The sequence below is a fragment of the Spirochaeta isovalerica genome, from assembly GCF_014207565.1.
In the GTDB taxonomy this organism is placed as follows: domain Bacteria; phylum Spirochaetota; class Spirochaetia; order DSM-2461; family DSM-2461; genus Spirochaeta_F; species Spirochaeta_F isovalerica.
Genome location: NZ_JACHGJ010000003.1, coordinates 345,381 through 364,169 on the forward strand (window position 1 = coordinate 345,381; position 18,789 = coordinate 364,169).

An 18,789-nucleotide genomic window follows, 5' to 3' on the forward strand; every position below is an offset into this window, starting at 1 on the left:
AGGAGTCTTTATGAATCTGAAGAAAATCCCTCTTTCCATTATATTTTTTGCCACTTTTTTCATACCGCTTTCCGCACAGGTTCAGGACGGGCAGTCCGTTCCCGAGCCGGAAAAGGAAGTAGCCATTGCAGAAGTCTCTGAAAAAATTCAACCCGTTCTGCCGGGCAGGGATACGAAACTCATATTCGTCGAAGGCGAGGATGCGGTTTCCACGAATTTTAACAGGGAGCCCATACTCAATTACAGCTGTTCCGGGTACCGGACTCTTCAGCTCAACCAGTCCATCGATCTTCATGGACAGGCTACCTATAATTCTGACTACGTTTTTTATGTGGAAGAGGACGGCGTGTATGAACTGTGGTACGGCGGAACTCCTCCGGGAAACCGCGATGAAACAATCACGTCCTACGCATCGCCTTTCCGCTTTGTCATCGACAGTCTCTACTCAGAGGATATATATCGAGAAGATGTCAACGTCGTAGAGGAATACGCCCCGTCCTATTACTGGAACTATGTGAGCGATGTCACACTGGCGGCGGGCGAACACAGAATCAAATTTGAAGTGCTTCTGAAACGGAGCCTGGATAACCGGTATTATTTTTATCTGGACAATTTTTTTCTCGTCAGAAAGATCAACGGCACGAGAGTCGCCGTCGACAATCCGCCGGAAATCTTTCCGGAAGATATGGACATCCGTTCCATAGACCTTCCCTTTAAATCCTTTGAGGATTACGAAGTCCTTATCCGCGACAATCCGGAAATCGTCGGCAACTATGTTGAACTGGCCAAAACCTATTCTCTGGCCGGTGATTACATCAATGCTCTGAAATATCTCCGCCGGGCGGCCTTGCTGTCCCCCGATGAACCGGAAATCATGCTCCAGATGGCGAAGAACCTCATTTGGAGAGGCGCTGTGGTAGAGGGATTGAGGATGTACAGCGACCTCCTCGCAATCGTTCCCGAAAGAGTCGACCTGTGGGCCGAAGCGGGGAAAATTGCCGCCTGGACCGGTTTGTACGATGATTCAATAGGTTTTTTTGAAAGCGGACTGGAAAACAGTCCCGACAATCTCAACCTGCTCGCCAATCTGGGTATAACCCATCTATGGCTGGGCGAACTGAATACAGCTGAGAAAATATTCAATCAGGTACAGAAGATTACCGGCGATGATCTGGATAAAAACAGAGCTCTGGCTGAAATATTCCGCGTCAACGGGTATGCCGACAAAGCCGTTCCCCTATACAGGAAGCTCATCAATCTTTACCCCGAAGAGCTGGAACTCTATTTCGATCTGGAGGAAACCTATAAGGAAAACGATCAGAGAGATAAAGTTCAGGAAGTGAGGGATCTGACGGAAAAAACATTCATTCCCAACCAGGATTACGTCAAAGTGACCGAAACCTTCTACGAATCACAAAGCATGAAGGAAAAAGTGATCAGCGATTATGAAGAGCAGCTGAAGGGCGATCCGGAAAACCTCAATCTCAGGCGGATGCTGGCTGAAATCTATTTCTGGAACGGCTACCGGAAGAAGGCGATAGATGAGTTCCGCAATATCCTGACCAGTTATACCTATGACAATGTGCTGGAAACGGAAAAGAAAATGACCTCTTTCCTGGAGATCCTCGACAGAAGCTATGCCCTGACTCACTTTCTCGAGACTGTTCCCGCCTCTGTCTCCGAAAGCCGGAAAAATATGACGGAACTGCTGAAGCAGTATGATAAAAACATTTCCGATCTCGAGGCTTTAAAGAAAAAAAATGACGCCGCCGAAGCGAAAGGGGAAACCGTCGACCGCAGCGGTGAAGAGTCCCTCGCGCAGCAGAGATTCGACCTTGAAGAAAAACTGGCAGTGCAGATTTATCTCGGGGAAAGCTTTACCGGCAAATTCAACAGTCTCATGGAGCTCTTCAATGAAGAAAACAGGACTCTGGAGGGATTGCTGGAAGATGAAAAAACATCGGCCGAAGCCTACGAACTGCTGATGGAGGGGATAGACTGGAAGTGGAACCGCGGAGACATGATTACGGAACTGAATGCCGTAAAGAAGGACGGTGTGGTTCTGGCGAATCTGACACTGGGGAAAATCCTCATGTTCGAAGGAAAGCCTGTAGAAGCTGAAGCCAATTTCAAACCCATAATGGAAGGCGAGAGTGTACTCGACGCGGCGCCTTTTGCCCTCTATGAAGCTCAGGTCTGGCTCGGTGATGAAGAGGAGCGGAAAAGCCTTTATGAGAGCTATCCCGGGAAAATAGAAGAGGGAAGTGAATACGCTTATTATCTGAACGATTACCTCGATGTCCTTTACCTGGAAGAGGAGGATGTATTCTCCTATCTGACCGGTGATCCCGCGGAGAGCATAGCCTCTCTGACTGCGGCATATGGCGAAATTACCTCGCAGGCCTCTGTTCTGAACAGAGATCTGAGAGAAAACATAGCTATAATACATAAAGTCCTGCAGGACAATATGAAAAGAGGGTTCTACAACCTGGCATCGCAAACCTATCTTTTACGCAATGAACTGGGAGACTTTTATTACAATGAGAAAATGTACAGCGAAGGAATTGCCCAGTACGAACAGGTCCTGGCTATTGATCCCTGGAATCTGAGTGCCAAATTCAAGCTGGCCCAGGTCTACCACTATAACGGGAACTGGTCGAAAGCCCTGAAGATTTACAGCGAGATTTACGACGATGATCCCCAGTTCAACAATGTGGCTTCCTTTTACAATGAACTGACAAGGGAATTCGCCGATTCATACCACTTCTCTGCATCATCATTTTCCGACCCGACGAGAATAAAATCGGACCTGCATGCCGACTACAATATCAACTTTACGCCCTTGTTCGGGACGACTCTGGCCTACGATGTCAATCTGGACAGGATCTACCGGACTTACAGCGCCGAAGGAACAGAACCCGATGATCCGAAATCGTCAACTCTTCTGTTCAATAAAGTGTCTCTCAGCTTTCCCGTTAAACTGGGACCGGTAAAGATCACTCCTGTCGGCGGATTGTATCTGAAAACAGATTTATTCGGAGATGAAGACCTGAGCGCCGCCGATCCGGGCTTCGGGCTTTTCGAATACATCGATCCTTACTTCTACGGTGGAGCCGATGCGGCTGTGAATCTCGATTTTCTCAGTTTTTCAGGCGGATACCGGTTCGACTGGCTGACAGAAAGCTTTCATCCTTCAGCTGATATCTTCTTCCATCAGGTCAAAGGAAATCTGGGAATAAACTTTGTTAAAACAAAGATTCCCTTTATCGAAGACCTGACTCTGAATTTCGGAGGGGAGGGAAAATTCCTCAGCGATGACAATATCCTATGGAACGCTTTTGCTTCGGCAACCGAAAAGATCCAGCTTGTCCGTGAACCGGCGATGTATCTCAACGCAGGGCTTGATTTCAGCCTGGAGAGCGGAAAGTTCAATGAGTATTCAGATAACTCGACTCTGCCATACTGGGCGCCTGATATGTCACTCATGACCGGGCTTAATCTGGAATATGAGGCGAAATTCCCATTATCGGAAAACAGATCACTGGAAGAAAAAGTGCGCCTTAACGTCGATTATACATCTTCGGGAACGGGAGCGGAGCAAATCCGGGGGATGGCCTTTGAAGTCGGCAACAGACTTTCCTATAATAAAAGTGACTTCACGGCCTTTTTTAATGTGACCGGAACTTTTTCGGTTCAGTTTGAACCGGCGGATATCACTTACTGGTCGCTAATTTTCGAATTGGGAGTCAGCGCGCTGCTGCCTGAACTCCTGATGCCCTGATGAGGTATGTATTTATGAAAAAAACTGTTTTATATCTGTTAATTCTTTTTATAGGTCTGACGGCTCTTTACAGTCAGGACGCGGTTTATCAGAAATCGGTTCTGGCACTTTACAAGTCATCGGAAAACCAGACGGAGAAGGAGAACGAAATCTTCTTTTACATGTCCCGTGCTCTTGAGGAGATGGGTTTGAAGGTCGTTTACTGGGATATCGACCGGGGTATTCCCGGAGAAAGCGTCACCCGTTTTCACCGCGCGATTATCTCCTGGTTCCGGGGGCCGGCCATGCGGGATCCCGAAGCGTATCTGGATTTTCTGGAGCGAATGATAGCTCAGGGGAAGAAAGTGCTGGCTGTTGATAACATGGGCGCCTATCAGGACCGGGATACGGGTGATTACGTCCGCCCTCTGCGGCTCAACACCACTCTCACCAAACTGGGAATCATGTATCTGGGCGACTGGACTCAGGACGGTTCTCTCCTCGAACTCGATCATGTCAACAGTTCCATGGTGGAAAAAGACGGGAAACAGGATGCCTCCCAGTCAGCTTTTTTCTATCATTTTCTCCCGACGGATCATGAGCTGAAAACCTGGCTTTCCATCAAGCGGAAGGACAGGGAATACGATTCAAGCCCCGTCATCGTGACAAACAAGAACGGCGGTTTCGCTCTTTCCCGCTACATATATCGTGTGGAAAACGGCACTGTCAAACTGCTTCTCGATGTCCCCCGTTTTCTGAAAGAAGCCCTATTCCCCGAGGCGGAAGAGCAGAAAATCGCCATACTGGTCAATCCTGGCCGTTCCGGGTCCGATAAAATTCTCGAATACACGGAAAGCGCCTTCAGCAGATCAAAAATCAATTATCAGATAATCCCCTCCAACAATTTCCGGGGGATGGTTCCTCACGATTTCCGCCCCTTTACATCGGTCGTTCTGATTCTCGACAGCGACAGCGGTATCGATCCAGCTGTTCTGGAAACATATCTTGAGGAAGGCGGTCGGATCATTTCCCTGAAAACCGGACGTTTTAATAATCTTGCGCCCTATCTGGGCATGAAGGAATTCAGAACCCGGACAAGGGATAATACAGGTTTTAAAATCAGCGCCGGACTCCTTTCGGGAGAGAGCACGGAACTCAATCTCAGGGAATACAAGTGGACGCCCGGCGTGGCAGTTCCCGTCGATAATGCGGAGATTCTGGGGACAAGCTATAACGGCCGGGAACCGTTGGTCTGGAAAACGAAAATAGGGAAAGGCGAAGTCCTGACCTGGAACTGGGACCTCTTTGCCATCGGCAATCTTATGGGATTCATCGTCGACTCGGTTCTCTATATGCAGCCTGTCGGGCTGGCAGCCACTCCGGCTCTGAGCATTATGTACATCGACGACTGGCCTCTGCCCATGTACAATATTGTTCGCGAACCTATGGCCCCCCTGACCGATACGGAATTTTATACGACAGTCTGGTGGCCGGATATCCAGAAAATCCTGGCAGGCTGGGAACAGCCTTTTTCCAGCTTTATCATTTTTAACTATAACGTAAACCGCGAACCGCCCTACCAGACCGGAGAGTTTTTTGTGGCCGAGGACAACGCTCCTCTGAAAATGGCCAGAGAGCACCTGGAAAAGGGGATAGAACTTGGCTTTCACGGCTATAATCATTTATCTCTCACTCCGCGGTCATCGGAACTCAATGCTTTTGTCTGGAGCGGTGAGGAAAATATGAGAACCTCACTGGAAATGGCCCGGGAGGAGTGGATCCGGCTGTTCGGAAACCACAACCTTCCCAGATCCTATGTAGCTCCCCATAACGTCATTTCTCCCGAAGGAATCAAAGTCCTCCATGAAGTCTTTCCCTCTATAAAAGCTGTCTGTACGCTCCACACATCTTCGGAAACACCGGAAGAAGCCTACGAATACGGACCCAATCCCGATTTCCCCGATGTCTATATGCTGCCCCGTCTGACTTCAGGCTTCAATCTGACCGAAGAGATTAAAATGGGCATCCTGTCGGGAGTGAGCGGCCCCGGTCTGTTCATCCACTTCATCCATGCCGATGATGTCTACGACCCTTACAGGAGTCTGGGTAATGACTGGAACGGCCTGAAGGAGGAGTTTGACAAACTTATGACCTTTGTCCGGTCCAATCATCCCTATCTGCGTCCTATGAATGTATACGACGGGTTCAGGGCCATGCAGCATTTCGATTCCCAGGCCGTGGACTTCAGGATAGATGGCGACACGGTCAAGGTCAGCACGAACAGTTCCGGACTCATTTTCAGAGTGAGACATGAGGGAAAGAGTGTCGGTTCCGTCAGAGGCGGAACTGTTCTGTACAGTTATAAAAACATTGATGAAACTGTCATCCGGACAGACGGAACGGAGGTTGAGATCAGATTGCGTTAGAGATACTTATTCAGAATACGGTCAATTGTTCCGGTGTTGATGAGTTCTATCAGAACCTTCTCAATCTTCTCTTTTATATCCTGAGAAACCGAAGGATTAAGGGCGATATAATGTTCGTACTCCTCGTAAGCGGTTCCGGATATTGTCAGTCTGTCGGACAACCCCCGGGATTTGATAAGATAACCCAGGCCCAGGGAATGGTAAAATAAAAGATCGGCTCTGCCGTAATCGAGGAGAGTCACTGCCTGATCGAGAGAATTGGCATAAATAAGATTCTCAGTCAGATTGCTCATCTGCTCCGCAGTCTTTGACCCCCTCAATACAGCGATATTCAAATTTGTCAGACTATCGGCATTTCTGTATATAAAGCCGGAACCGGCCGGTATGGCGAAAGTCGATCTCACTTTGTAAAGAGGTGTTTCAATGTAGTCGAATTCATCTTCTCTATCATCAGTCTTTGCCAGACCGATGAAAATCTGAATCCGGCCCTCTTTGAGATTTTCCTGAATCCTTTTAAAGGGGACAAAGGGTGATTCGGGATTGACAGGTTCGATACTCAGTTCGGACGTTCCCGATAGACCGGCATTAATGGCATGAATAATATCGACACATATTCCGATCGTGTTACCTTTGTCCCGGAAATATTTCGGCGAAGCCTCCTGATATTCCGTATAAAGGGTTTCAGTCGAGAGAGATAGAACTGGAAAAAGAAATGTAAAAAGTAGAATTGGACTTAAGGAAAACTTATACATTTTTCTGATCTCTATCCTATCGCTGTTAAAGCAGTCTTATTAACTCAAGCTGCCGCAAAATGGGTAATATCCGGTTTAACCAGTCTCATATAATCATGGAGATTCAGCTTGATGAGCTGATGGAAATTTCCCGCATTAAAGGCTATTTCCTCATCGTATGTCAGAGTTTTATCCAGATAGGTCTTCAGTCCGTAAATATTTCCGAACGGCGGCATGGCTCCGACCATACAACCCTGGAATACCGGGGCGAAATCCCCTTCGGCGGCCAGTTCAATATTCTCTTTCCCCGTATAGTCTTTGAGCATCTGAAAATTGACTTTATACTTGGCCGGCAGGACGATCATTGCCAACTCGCCGTCTATCTTGACAATAACTGTTTTGGCCAGTTCCTGACCTTTTATATGAGCGCTCGCCGCGATTTCGCTTGTCGTATAGGCCGATGAATGATTGATAATAACGTATTTGATCCCTTTTCCGTCGAGAAAGTCTATCAGTTTTTCCGCCGCCATAGCAGCCTCCATCCTCTGGTGTTTTGAGGAGTGCGAAGCAATGAACTTATGGTGCCTGATCAGAAGACCCCTGTAGTCTTATTATAAGCTGAAATAGATTATTTTTCCTCAAATCCCGTTTCAACCGGCAATCCGGCCAGCTTCCAGTTTAAAATCCCGATATCCAGCCTTTTGGCTTTCCTCCCTTTTTTTAAGAGGAAATTGACAGCCTTGTCGGCGAGTATGCAGTAATTGTCCCGGCAGTATGTTATCACCTCTTTATCTTCGGGAATTTCATTATACCGGTCTTCCAGCTGATCAAGAGGGATGGAAAGAGCTTTGGGCAGATGAAGCGTTCTGTACTCCGTTTCGGGACGGACATCAATAATGACAGCCGAATCGTCGGATATGATCTGTCTCAGTTCGTCCATATCGACAATGTTCATACGGGAAGGTTTGTCGGAGATGAGATTCAGCGCTGCATGGAGCTCCGATGAATGCTTTTCTGCGAAACGGCGGAATTCCATGAAAAACAAACAGGTTTCTTCATCGGAGAGACTGTAAAAAATGTATTTCCCCTCACGTCTGATTTTTACCAGATTGACCGATTTCAGCATTTGGAGGTGCCGTGAGACGTTGGCGACATTTAATCCCGTGCTGTCGACAAGAGCTTCGACGGAGTGCTCACCCTGACAGAGAATATTGAGCAGAATAAGTCTATGGGGAGATGAAAGCGCCTTGCCGATGCGGCTGAACTGTTCGTAGACAAAGATTTTGAAATCCTCATCGGGTTTACTGGGAAAAATGGACATTAGTTACCTCGAAACTGAAAGTCAGTATTTCACAGATTCCGGTGGAAATCAACCTAACCGTTTCCACCGGCTTCCCGGCAGTGACTTAAAAAGAAAGCGGCGGCTCTGTCATCGGGGTCGGAAAGGGTCACCTGTTCGAGTATGACCGCTGCTTTTCCGTATTCTCTCTCTTTGATCAGATCCACGGCTTTTTCAAAATTCGAAAGGTTCTCAACTTTACGGATGTCCGGGCCATTGTTCTCATCGTCGAGAATCTCGACGATTTCAAGAGGCGCAGCCTTTCCCTTGACTGCGGAGGCTCCCAGAGACCGGCTGAGAATGCCGCTTTTATCTTCCATCTTATCGAATAAATCTTTGCTGATAATGATGCGGGCGCCATAGGTTTTCGTCAGCTCTTCCAGCCGCGAAGCGATATTCACCGTATCGGCGATAACAGTCGTTTCCATACGGTTTGTCTCTCCGATGGTACCCAGCATGAGCTGCCCGGTGTGAATCCCGACGCCTAGTGAAATCGGTTGATATCCCGCTCTGTTCCTGGCCGCGTTATATCGTATAACAGCTCTTTGAAGCTCAATGGCCGCCCGTACGGCCTGATCGGGCGGGAAGGGAAACAACGCCATGATTGCATCGCCGATGAATTTGTCTACAAAACCGCCCTGCTGTCGGATAACCGGAACCACCTGGGATAGAAAGGAGTTGAGAAATCTGAAATTCTCTTCGGGAGTCATCACTTCGGAGAGGCTGGTAAATGAGCGGATATCGGCAAAGAGAATCGTCATGTCTTCCAGAACCTGATCTCCCAGGTTCACATCGAGTATGCTTTTCTTTTTCAGATAATTGAGAAACTGGAAGGGGACGAAACGGGAAAGCGACTCATTGAGTTCTTTCAGCTGATGGGTAAGGGAGGTCACTTCATTAAAGGAGCTGGCATAGCGTCTTGTCAGCATCTGGGATTGAATGATAATGAATAGGATAAACCCCAGAGGAGCCATATAACTCGTATTGATTATCTGTCTGGAAAAGAGAATGTCGTTGATTGATGTCAATGCCAGAATGATAAAAGCCATGATGATGGGGAAGCTGTGGTCTCTTTTTTTGGCCAGGGCCCTGAACAGTATGGATAGAGTGTAGCCCATGGCAATGAGAAGCATCAATTCGGCCAGCAGAATGGCATTGTTGCTGATCCTTACGGGGAAAAGAATAAAAAAAGCCCCCATGGCAATATAAATCCCGTAAAAGACTCTGTTGATTTTCTTTGAGGCCTCATCGGGGAAAAGAACCGAGATGAAGGCCATGAAAAGAGGGGCTACGGCAAAAAAAGGACTGTATTCCATGCGCCGGGCCAGACCCCAGGGGAAGAGGGGAAACAGCTGGTTGATCAACTGCTCGCCCGTGCTGACTGTACGGAAAAACAAAATGAGACAGGACAGCCCGAAGAGCAATTCAGCCGTAGCTTTATTTCTGTAGATGAAAACACCCAGATGAAAGAGACTGATCGTCAGAAGAACGGAGGAAATAAATAATTCAAGCAGGAGTTTATTCCGTTTTGCCCCGGACACTTTCTGCTCGGTCCCCAGTTTGACGCTCCGCCAGATTCCGCTGTTCCGGTGGTCGAAATTGCTGATCTGGCAGACAATTTCCGCACTTCCTCCCGAACTCTGGAAGGACACCAGTCCCGGTCTGAAACGGGGAACCGAAGACCCTCTGTCCTCTCCGGTCATGCCATTGTCATAGACCTCTTTTCCGTTGAGAAAAAAACGGAAAGAAGTCAGCATTTCGGGTATGTCGATTGAATATGTCTGATTGTCTTCCAGACCGGAAATGACGAGACGGAGAGTCGCGTAGCCGTGAGAAGGGTATGAGTTGACACTGTTCCAGTTTCCCGGGATTGAAATATATTCCGGACGGGGAGTTGTTCCCGATTGGAAATCGGAGGGCCCGAGGAATTCATTCCAGTAGAATTCCCATTCTCCATCGAGATTTAAACTCCATTGCCCTGTTCCGCTAAAATCTTTTACATCAATCTTTCCTTCCGATGCCGGCGATTGCGCCGGAATAAAAACCGGCAGAATGAAGAAACAAAGGATACGGACATTATTGGCCAGGGTTTTTCTCATAATCAAACTTTAAATCAGATTATCCTGTTTGTACAGTTTTCTGAACTCTGCGGGCGTCAGCCTTTCCTGTTTTTTGAAAAGCTGGCAGAAATAACTGTGATTGGCATAACCGGATCGCCCGGAGACCTCTTTGAGAGGGAGATCGGGTTCATCGATCAGCAGATTTTTGGAATGATTGAGCCGCAGGGAATTGAGATATTCAAAAGGCCTCTGGTTCAATGCCGATTTAAAGAGAAGGCAGAAATGCTGTGGAGAAATCCCCATGGAATCCGCCATATCCTCAATTCCGATCGGTTCTGAGAGATGGCGATTCATAAACTCAAGCGCCGGTTTAATCTTTTTCAGATTTTCTCCGGTTTTCATGGCATCGTGCTCGGGATCATAGCCTTTAACAAGCGTAAGGAGAAAGCTGTAGACTTTCTCGGAGCCCAGTATCCCCTGTTCCGTCATTTCGCAATTCTGCAGAGTGAGGGTTTTTCCTATGGCTTCATGTATCTCTTTATTGTTCCCCAATCTGTAAAGGCCGGAAGTTTCAATACCGATGGATTTGAGCAGGCTGGCTACCTGAAATCCGTCAAAAGCAATCCAGGAGACTATCATGGGGCCGCCGACAGCATAGTAGTGATGGGATATATCGGGGAAAATTATCATGCTGTCGCCTTCATTTATCTCCTGTTCCCGGCCGCCCATTTTCAAGATTCCCTTTCCGCTCATACATATATTGAGCTGAAACCAGTGGCAGCCATCGGGACGCTGTACTTCCTCCTGGTCGTATTGCCGGGCAGAGCAATGGAGAAAGTAGGGAAGCTTCCTATCTGATGGAGAGACGTTGGGGAAAAAACAATTCTTCATATATTGATATTATGATTAATATGTTTCTCTTGTACATATATTTGAAGGAATATAATATATTCATATAATATAAATGAGGTAAATTATGAGTTTCAAAAAAGATTTTATCTGGGGTGCGGCCGCAGCATCCTATCAGATTGAAGGGGCCTGGAATGAAGACGGCAAAGGAATGTCGATCTGGGATCATTTCACTGAAAAAAATGGAGCCGTATACCAGGGACACACAGGAAAAATAGCCTGCGACCACTACCATCGTTACAAAGAAGATGTTGCTATAATGAAAGAGCTGGGGCTTCAATCCTACCGCTTTTCCATTTCCTGGCCGCGGATTCTGCCTTCCGGTACGGGAAAAATCAGTGAAAAAGGGCTCGATTTCTACAGCCGTCTCGTCGATGAGCTTCTGGCTGCCGATATCATCCCTTTTCCCACACTGTTCCACTGGGATTACCCCTATGAACTGTATTGCCGGGGGGGATGGCTGAATCCCGCAGCTTCGGACTGGTTCGCTGAATATACCTCAGCTGTCGTCGATAAAATCGGTGACCGCGTCGACCGGTGGTTCACTCTGAACGAGCCTCAGGTCTTTATCGAAATGGGGCATATGACAGGAGAGCATGCGCCGGGAGTGAAATTGCAGCTCCGCGACAGAGTGCGGATGATCCACAATGTGCTGCTCAGCCACGGAAAAGCCGTTCAGGTCCTCCGGGAGAAAGGGAAGGAGAACACAAAAATAGGGATGGCGCCGGTTTGCGGTGTTGTCATTCCCGCCGATGATAGTGAAAAATCTATCAAGGCGGCACGGGAGCATATGTTTTCCTCTTATACCGAAGAGAGTTTTAACGCCTGGTCCAACAGCTGGTGGCTGGATCCTGTGTTCTTCGGAAAATACCCTGAAGAAAGCCTGAAGCACCTCGGGAAATATCTTCCCGAAGGATGGGTGGACGACATGGCAACCATCGCCAGGCCTCTGGATTTTCTGGGGAACAATCATTACCACGGCTCCTATGTTACTGCCAATGAAGAAGGTAAGGCGGTTCACAAGAGCCCTGTAACGGGTGAACCGGTTACAGGATTCAACTGGAGAATTACTCCCGAAGGGATCTACTGGGGATCAAAATTCCTTTTTGAGCGATATAAAAAACCTATAATCATTACGGAAAACGGATTGTCCAATAAAGATTGGGTTTCCCTGGACGGCAAAGTCCATGATCCCCAGAGAATCGATTTCACACACCGCTACCTGAAAGAGTATAAAAAGGCTGCAGAAGAGGGAGTCGAGCTGCTGGGATATTTTCACTGGTCCATTATGGACAACTTTGAATGGGCTGCCGGATACCGGGAGCGCTTCGGAATGGTCCATGTTGATTACGCCACACAGAAAAGAACCATAAAGGATTCGGGGTACTGGTATCGGGATGTTATAAAATCTCATGGAGAAAATCTCTGACGGTAGAACTCTAGCCTGAAGCCAGCAGGTCATCTGAATAGGGAGGTGCCTTGGCAAACATCTCCCTCAGGTTCCGGTTTTCCGGTTTCAGAAATCCGGGATCGTTTTTCAGAAGCTCTTTCACATCATCACGGGCCCGGACCAGCACGTCGGCGTCCCGGCTGAAATCGGCAATGCGGAGTTTGAGATACCCCGACTGACGCACCCCCGTCAGCTCTCCCGGACCTCTGAGCTTAAGATCCTCTTCGGATATGACGAATCCGTCGCTGTTCTCCTTCATCACCATAATCCGTTTTTTCCCCTCTTCGGTGAGTTCTGGACTGTAGAGGAGGAAGTTATACGATTGATGTTCCCCCCGTCCAACCCGCCCGCGAAGCTGGTGAAGAGCGGACAGACCGAAGCGTTCGGCATGTTCGATTACCATAATCGTGGCGTTGGGGACGTCTACTCCCACTTCGACAACCGATGTGGCGACCAGAATATCAAGATCGCGGGCCACAAAGGCTTTCATTGTATGCTCTTTCGTATCCTCATCAATTTTAGAGTGAATCATACCCACTTTGAAATCGGGAAAGACATCATTTTCCAGATGGTGATACATGGATTCGGCATCTTTCAAGTCCATTTTTTCCGACTGCTGAATCAAAGGGTAGACGAAATAGGCCTGCCGGCCCGATCGGAGCTCGTTCCTGACAAAATCATACACTTTCTGTTCGTTGCCGATCCGCGCCAGATGGGTTTCAATGACCTTCCTTCCGGCGGGCATGGTTTTGATTGTCGAGACATCGAGGTCGCCGAAAGCCGTTAAGGCGAGAGTTCGGGGAATCGGAGTCGCTGTCATCAACAGCAGATCGGGATGGGAACCTTTGGACAGAAGGGCCAGGCGCTGTTTGACTCCAAAACGGTGCTGTTCGTCCACTATGGCCAGCGCCAGATCTTTAAAAACTACATCCTCTGTAAACAGGGCGTGGGTTCCCACGATCAGGTCGATCTGGCCGTCTTTCAATTCCTCAAGAAGATGTTTGCGGTTTTCCGCGTTTATATTTCCCGTGAGAAAAGCAATCCGGACGCCGAGACCGGAGAGAAGCCGGGCTCCATTCTCTGCATGCTGCCGTGCCAGCAGCTCGGTGGGGGCCATAAAAGCTGCCTGCCGCCCCTGTTCGATAACCGGCAGGGCCGCCATAAAGGCCACAAGTGTTTTTCCCGATCCCACGTCTCCCTGGACGAGGCGGCACATGGCCCGGGAGGATTCCATATCTTCGCGTATCTCCTCCAGGACTTTTTCCTGATCGCCAGTAAGTTTGAAAGGAAGTTTTTCTCTCAGACTTTCCTGGAGCATGGCGGGAATGGTCCGGCTTTCGCGCTCTAAGCTGTGCTGTTTCAGGGCCCTTCGTCCTATGACGAGCTGGAGATGAAACAATTCTTCATAGATAAGAGTTGCCCTGGCCTGACGGAGAGTTTCCTCCGAAGCGGGGAAGTGAATTCCTTTAAGGGCTTCCTCTTTGGAGAGGAAATGGTACTTCTGGTATAGCGGAATATTCATCTCGTCGTTGACTGCTATCGCATATTCCCGCAGGGCCTGTGCTATAGCTTTGCGAAGATTTTTCTGTGTTAATGATCCGGATAGATGATAGACCGGCAGTATCTTGTCAAAAAGATCTGATTCTCCCTCTCCGACCGGCTCGAAATCGAAGGTTCCGCTTTGCAGTTCATTGAATTTGAACTGGAACTGGCCATAGATTCGTATCTCCTGTCCCACGGGAAGTTTGTCTTTGAGAAAATTCCGTCCGAAACAAAGAAGAACCGCCGAATCGGTGTCGTCCTGTATATGGACTTTCAGGGCTTTTTTATGTCCCCATCCGAAAAACTCGTGTCCCGTGACCAGGGCTGTCGTGTTGACAGTTTTGTCGCTCCGTCCGTAGACTAGAGGAACCGGATTGAGTCTGTCCTCATAGCGGAAAGGGTAGTGGAGCAGCAGGTCGGAAACCGAAAAGATTTCCATAGATGAAAGAGATTTTACTGCGGCGTCGCCGATCCCTTTCAGCCTCGAAACAGGCTGCTTCAATTCCCTGATAAACATAGCTGCCGACGGTAGAGAATCCTAAAGGGAGTTGAGGAACATCATAAGATAGGCTACGGCGAACTGAAGTCCGATGCGAAGGACCAGAAGAATCAGGCCGCAAACGATCAGGGCATTCCGGAAAACCATAGGTTTTGATGTGAATATCCCCAGGATTTTAGCCATGACTTTATTGAGTATGCTGTCCATGGTAAACCAGAAGGGATGGCTCGTTCTTGTAAAGAACAGAGAGACAAGCCGAACCACCATCATAAGGATCAGTATGTTCAGAATGAAGGACACAAATGACCAGACAGCATAAACCAGATAGGTTATCAGCATGGCAAGGGTAAACCGGCCCGTTTGCGCTATCGTACTCGTCATCTGTACCAGAAGTCCGAGAACCATCATCGCCACGATGGGTGAAAAATCCATCCGCCCGGTCTGAAGCCAGCTTATCCGGCGGAATATATTCAGATAGGGATCAACAATCTGCTTCAGAATTTCAACGGCTTTCGATGATTGCAGATTGGAATGAAACCAGGTAAGAAATATCCTGATAATTATGAGAATCATGTAAACCGACAGTATGGCCGAAATGACATTCATTAAAGTCGTAAAAACATTCATATAGCTATTTCCTTTTTCTATTCGACCCAGGCGTCTTCAATGCCCGGGTAGTCTTTCATTTTTTCAAGCGCGTCGTCGGTAGATTCAACAGTCAGCTGGCTTGAAACTTTGATTATAGCATGACCGTTCGGTCTGTCCATATGGATGAAGAGAGGGCTCTGTCCGCCTGTATCCTGGATAAAGGCGCGCATATCGATCAGCTCCTCCTCATCAAACTCCCTTTCGGCAAATTTCACATGCACTTCGCTCACTTTTATCTCCTTCAATTCGTCGGGGCTGGATATTTCCTCAACCTTAAGTTTGGGATCGCCCCTGTTAAGCTCCACAGTTCCGGTAATGCCCAGAACAGCATCTTCCTGAAGAAGGTAACCGTATTCTTCGTAAACTTTGCTGAACAGCGTCAGCTCTATGGAACCGTTAAAGTCCTCCAGCAGGGCGAATGCCATGCGGGACCCTTTTTTCGTCATAATGGATTTCACATTGCGGATCATGCCCACAATGGTGTATTTCTTTTCGGGCGAACACTTGGACGCCTGGCTGAGATTCAGATTGGTGCTGTTTTCCCATGCCTTGCGGTAGGCGTCCATGGGGTGTCCGGAGAAGTAGAACCCGATGTTCTCTTTCTCCATCTGGAGCAGTTCTTTCTGGGGATATTCGTCAAGAGGCTCCAGAACGATATCGGGAAAGACTTCCTCTTCGCAGTCGCCGAAAAGAGAAGCCTGACCATACTTGGAGCTCTCTTTTTTCTTGCTGACAATCTCGACCATGTATTCGAGATTCTCCAGCAGGGTGCGGCGGTTTTGCTCCTCGCAGTTCGAGAAGAGGCCGGACTGGATCATGACTTCCAGCACTTTCTTGTTGATGCTCCGCAATTCGACTCGTTCGAGGAAGTCGACGAAGGACTGATAGGGGCCGCCTTCTTCCCGTGCGCGGATGATTTCATCGACTGCTGCGGCGCCCATTCCCTTGATTCCGATAAGACCGTAGAAGATCTTCCCGTCCTCGACATTGAAGTTCTTGTCCGATTTGTTGATGTCCGGCGGCATCATTTCTATGCCCATGTTCTCCGTCTCCGCCAGATAATCGGCGAAAGCGGTGGGGTTGTTTATTTCGTTTGTCAGGTTGGCCGCCATAAACTCGGCGGGGAAGTTGGCTTTGCAGTAAGCCGTCTTGTACGCGACGACCGAATAGGCGGCGGCATGGGATTTGTTGAATCCGTAACCCGCGAAAGGCTCGAGCATATCGAAGATTTCAGAAGCGTGCTTTTCATCATGTCCGAGCTCTCTGGCTCCGGCGATGAACTCCACCTTCATCTTCTCCATGTCCTTGACTTTCTTTTTACCCATGGCGCGGCGGAGAATATCCGCTTTTCCGAGAGAGAAGCCGCCGATGATCTGGGCGACCTTCATAACCTGCTCCTGATAGACGATAACCCCGTAGGTCGGCGTCAGAAGCTCTTTCAGAGTCGGATCGGGGAACTTGATCGATGCGGGATTCTTTTTGCCTTCGATGTACTGGGGGATAAACTGCATCGGTCCCGGACGGTATAAGGCGTTCAGGGCTATCAGGTCTTCGATATTGCCCGGCTGGGCTCTTTTGAGAATATCCTGCATGCCCGAACTTTCGAACTGGAAAACAGCCGTACTCTTCCCGTCGCTGAGCATGCGGTATGTTTTTTTATCGTCTACGGGGACTTCATCGACCTTGAAACCGGGAGTGTGCTTCTGAACCAGTTTTTCCGTGTTTGCCAGAAGAGTCAGGGTCTTCAGCCCCAGAAAGTCCATTTTAACAAGTCCGCAGTCCTCGATAATGTCCATGGTGTATTCCGAGGAAATGGCGCCTGTTTTCTGGTCCTTGTAGAGAGGGACAAAGTCGGTAAGCTTCGATTTGCCGATAACCATGCCGCAGGCGTGGGTGGAGACATGGCGGTTCATGCCCTCGAGAATAGCCGCCGTATCGAAAAGCTCTTTGTAGGCGCCTCCCCGGTCGTAGAACTTCTGCAGCTCCGGTTCTACCTCCAGGGCAACCATGGTGTTAATCTTTCTCCCGTCGGGAGTCTTCCCCTCGGGAACCAGCTTGGAGATGGCGTTGGATTCTCCGAAGGGTATATCCAGGACTCTGGCTACATCTTTTAAGACCGCTTTGGTTTTCAGCGTTCCGAATGTGCAGATACCGGCTACCTGGTCATGGCCGTATTTTCTGGTTACATAGTCGATAACTTCCTGTCGGTGTTCGAAGCAGAAGTCGATATCGAAGTCGGGCATGGAGACCCTTTCGGGGTTCAGGAAACGCTCGAACAGCAGATCGTACTTGAGCGGGTCGATATCGGTAATCTCCATGGCGTAGGCTATAATCGATCCCGCACCGGATCCCCGTCCCGGGCCGACCGGTATATCGTGGCGCTTGGCCCAGTCTATAAAGTCCCAGACAATGAGGAAATAGCCCGTGAAGCCCATTCCCAGAAGGATGTCCAGTTCGTATTCGACCCGCTTTTTTATTTCATCGGTCACCACGGGATACCGCTTTTCTATCCCTTTCCAGGTAATGTGTTTCAGATATTCGTCAGGGTTTTCAAATTCTTCCGGTATCACGTAGTCCGGAAGGATTCCTCCCGGCTGGGGAATGGTCAGATCGCATTTTTCCGCCAGCTTTACCGTATTCTCAAGGGCTTCGGGCATATCGGCGAAAATTTCCGCCATTTCATCCTGGCTCTTGAAGTAGAGCTCGGGATTATCCATTTTGAAGCGCTTTTCGTCGTCTTTCTTTTTTCCCGTGCCGATACAGACCAGAATGTCCTGAGCGTTGTGGTGGCTCTTTTCCAGGTAGTGTATATCGTTGGTGGCGATAACCGGTATGCCCGTTTCGGCGGAGAGCTTTTTAATCTGCTCTTTGACGATCCGCTCTTCGGGGATGCCGTGGTCCATCACTTCCAGGTAGTAGTTCCCCTTGCCGAAGAGATTTTCGAACCAGAGGGCTTTTTCCTTCGCCTCTTCGTATTTATCGGCGAGCAGCAGACGGGGAATCACACCGGCCAGACAGGCCGAGGAGGCGATCAATCCCTCCGTATGGTCCTTCAGCAGTTCCTCGTCAATTCGGGGCCGGTAGTAGAAGCCTTCCGTATAGGCTTTGGAGACGATGTACATGAGGTTTTTATAGCCGGTCTCGTTTTTACAGTAGAGGACGAGGTGATTATTCTTTCCCGCAGAGGTGCTTTTATTGAACCGCGAGGTTTCCGCCACATAAACTTCACATCCCACGACGGGATTGATATCCGCATCATGACAGGCTTTTTCGAATCTCAAGGCGCCGAAAAGGTTTCCGTGGTCGGTCAGTCCCAGATGTTTCATTCCCAGTTCTTTGGCCTTCTTCACATACCAGGAAATCGGTACGGCTCCATCGAGGAGCGAATAATCGGAATGATTGTGAAGATGGACGAAGTCGGGCAA

Annotated in this window: 11 protein-coding genes; 3 read left to right on the forward strand and 8 right to left on the reverse strand. The window is 48.7% G+C overall.

Annotation, left to right across the window (positions count from 1 at the left end):
• Positions 1 to 10 precede the first annotated feature (10 nt).
• Together HNR50_RS11165 and HNR50_RS11170 are read left to right on the forward strand one after the other, a co-directional pair.
• A complete protein-coding gene (locus tag HNR50_RS11165) occupies positions 11 to 3,781 on the forward strand; it encodes a tetratricopeptide repeat protein (RefSeq protein ID WP_184746849.1) in 3,771 nt (1,256 codons plus the stop codon).
• 14 nt (positions 3,782 to 3,795) lie between these two features.
• Positions 3,796 to 6,186 carry a DUF2194 domain-containing protein gene (locus tag HNR50_RS11170; RefSeq protein WP_184746850.1) on the forward strand — a complete coding sequence of 797 codons (2,391 nt, stop codon included), beginning with the start codon at positions 3,796 to 3,798 and terminating at the stop codon, positions 6,184 to 6,186.
• Here HNR50_RS11170 and HNR50_RS11175 read toward each other — a convergent pair.
• The 5 genes from HNR50_RS11175 to HNR50_RS11195 form a co-directional block, all read right to left on the reverse strand.
• Positions 6,183 to 6,938 (reverse strand): substrate-binding periplasmic protein, encoded by a 756-nt coding sequence (locus tag HNR50_RS11175; protein WP_184746851.1) that lies wholly within the window; start codon positions 6,936 to 6,938, stop codon positions 6,183 to 6,185. The two genes, HNR50_RS11170 and HNR50_RS11175, sit on opposite strands and share 4 nt — an antisense overlap.
• 44 nt (positions 6,939 to 6,982) lie before the next feature.
• Entirely contained in the window at positions 6,983 to 7,447 is a 465-nt protein-coding gene (locus tag HNR50_RS11180; RefSeq protein ID WP_184746852.1) for an aminoacyl-tRNA deacylase, read from the reverse strand.
• Between the two features lie 98 nt (positions 7,448 to 7,545).
• Positions 7,546 to 8,238 carry an ArsR/SmtB family transcription factor gene (locus tag HNR50_RS11185; protein ID WP_184746853.1) on the reverse strand — a complete coding sequence of 231 codons (693 nt, stop codon included), beginning with the start codon at positions 8,236 to 8,238 and terminating at the stop codon, positions 7,546 to 7,548.
• A 53-nt stretch (positions 8,239 to 8,291) separates the two neighbouring features.
• A complete protein-coding gene (locus tag HNR50_RS11190; RefSeq protein ID WP_184746854.1) occupies positions 8,292 to 10,355 on the reverse strand; it encodes an adenylate/guanylate cyclase domain-containing protein in 2,064 nt (687 codons plus the stop codon).
• 9 nt (positions 10,356 to 10,364) lie between these two features.
• Positions 10,365 to 11,207, reverse strand: a complete 843-nt coding sequence (locus HNR50_RS11195; RefSeq protein WP_184746855.1) for an AraC family transcriptional regulator — start codon at positions 11,205 to 11,207, stop codon at positions 10,365 to 10,367.
• Between the two features lie 85 nt (positions 11,208 to 11,292).
• Between HNR50_RS11195 and HNR50_RS11200 the strand changes: the two genes are divergently transcribed.
• Entirely contained in the window at positions 11,293 to 12,654 is a 1,362-nt protein-coding gene (locus tag HNR50_RS11200; RefSeq protein ID WP_184746856.1) for a GH1 family beta-glucosidase, read from the forward strand.
• Positions 12,655 to 12,664: 10 nt separating this feature from the next.
• Here the strand turns inward: HNR50_RS11200 and recG are convergent, their stop codons facing one another.
• The 3 genes from recG to dnaE are packed head-to-tail and all read right to left on the reverse strand — an operon-like array spanning position 12,665 to position 18,789.
• The gene (gene recG, locus HNR50_RS11205; RefSeq protein WP_184746857.1) at positions 12,665 to 14,734 is read right to left on the reverse strand and encodes an ATP-dependent DNA helicase RecG; all 2,070 of its coding nucleotides are present in this window, start codon (positions 14,732 to 14,734) and stop codon (positions 12,665 to 12,667) included.
• A gap of 21 nt (positions 14,735 to 14,755) precedes the next feature.
• A complete protein-coding gene (locus HNR50_RS11210) occupies positions 14,756 to 15,343 on the reverse strand; it encodes a YggT family protein (protein ID WP_184746858.1) in 588 nt (195 codons plus the stop codon).
• A 17-nt stretch (positions 15,344 to 15,360) separates the two neighbouring features.
• The gene (gene dnaE, locus HNR50_RS11215; protein ID WP_184746859.1) at positions 15,361 to 18,789 is read right to left on the reverse strand and encodes a DNA polymerase III subunit alpha; all 3,429 of its coding nucleotides are present in this window, start codon (positions 18,787 to 18,789) and stop codon (positions 15,361 to 15,363) included.

Coding starts and splice junctions, on each gene's coding strand:
- HNR50_RS11175 (WP_184746851.1), bottom strand. CDS start 6,938: ATGTATAAGTTTTCCTTAAGTCCAATTCTACTTTTTACATTTCTTTTT.
- HNR50_RS11190 (WP_184746854.1), bottom strand. CDS start 10,355: ATGAGAAAAACCCTGGCCAATAATGTCCGTATCCTTTGTTTCTTCATT.
- HNR50_RS11165 (WP_184746849.1), top strand. CDS start 11: ATGAATCTGAAGAAAATCCCTCTTTCCATTATATTTTTTGCCACTTTT.
- HNR50_RS11195 (WP_184746855.1), bottom strand. CDS start 11,207: ATGAAGAATTGTTTTTTCCCCAACGTCTCTCCATCAGATAGGAAGCTT.
- HNR50_RS11200 (WP_184746856.1), top strand. CDS start 11,293: ATGAGTTTCAAAAAAGATTTTATCTGGGGTGCGGCCGCAGCATCCTAT.
- HNR50_RS11180 (WP_184746852.1), bottom strand. CDS start 7,447: ATGGCGGCGGAAAAACTGATAGACTTTCTCGACGGAAAAGGGATCAAA.
- HNR50_RS11210 (WP_184746858.1), bottom strand. CDS start 15,343: ATGAATGTTTTTACGACTTTAATGAATGTCATTTCGGCCATACTGTCG.
- HNR50_RS11185 (WP_184746853.1), bottom strand. CDS start 8,238: ATGTCCATTTTTCCCAGTAAACCCGATGAGGATTTCAAAATCTTTGTC.
- HNR50_RS11170 (WP_184746850.1), top strand. CDS start 3,796: ATGAAAAAAACTGTTTTATATCTGTTAATTCTTTTTATAGGTCTGACG.
- recG (WP_184746857.1), bottom strand. CDS start 14,734: ATGTTTATCAGGGAATTGAAGCAGCCTGTTTCGAGGCTGAAAGGGATC.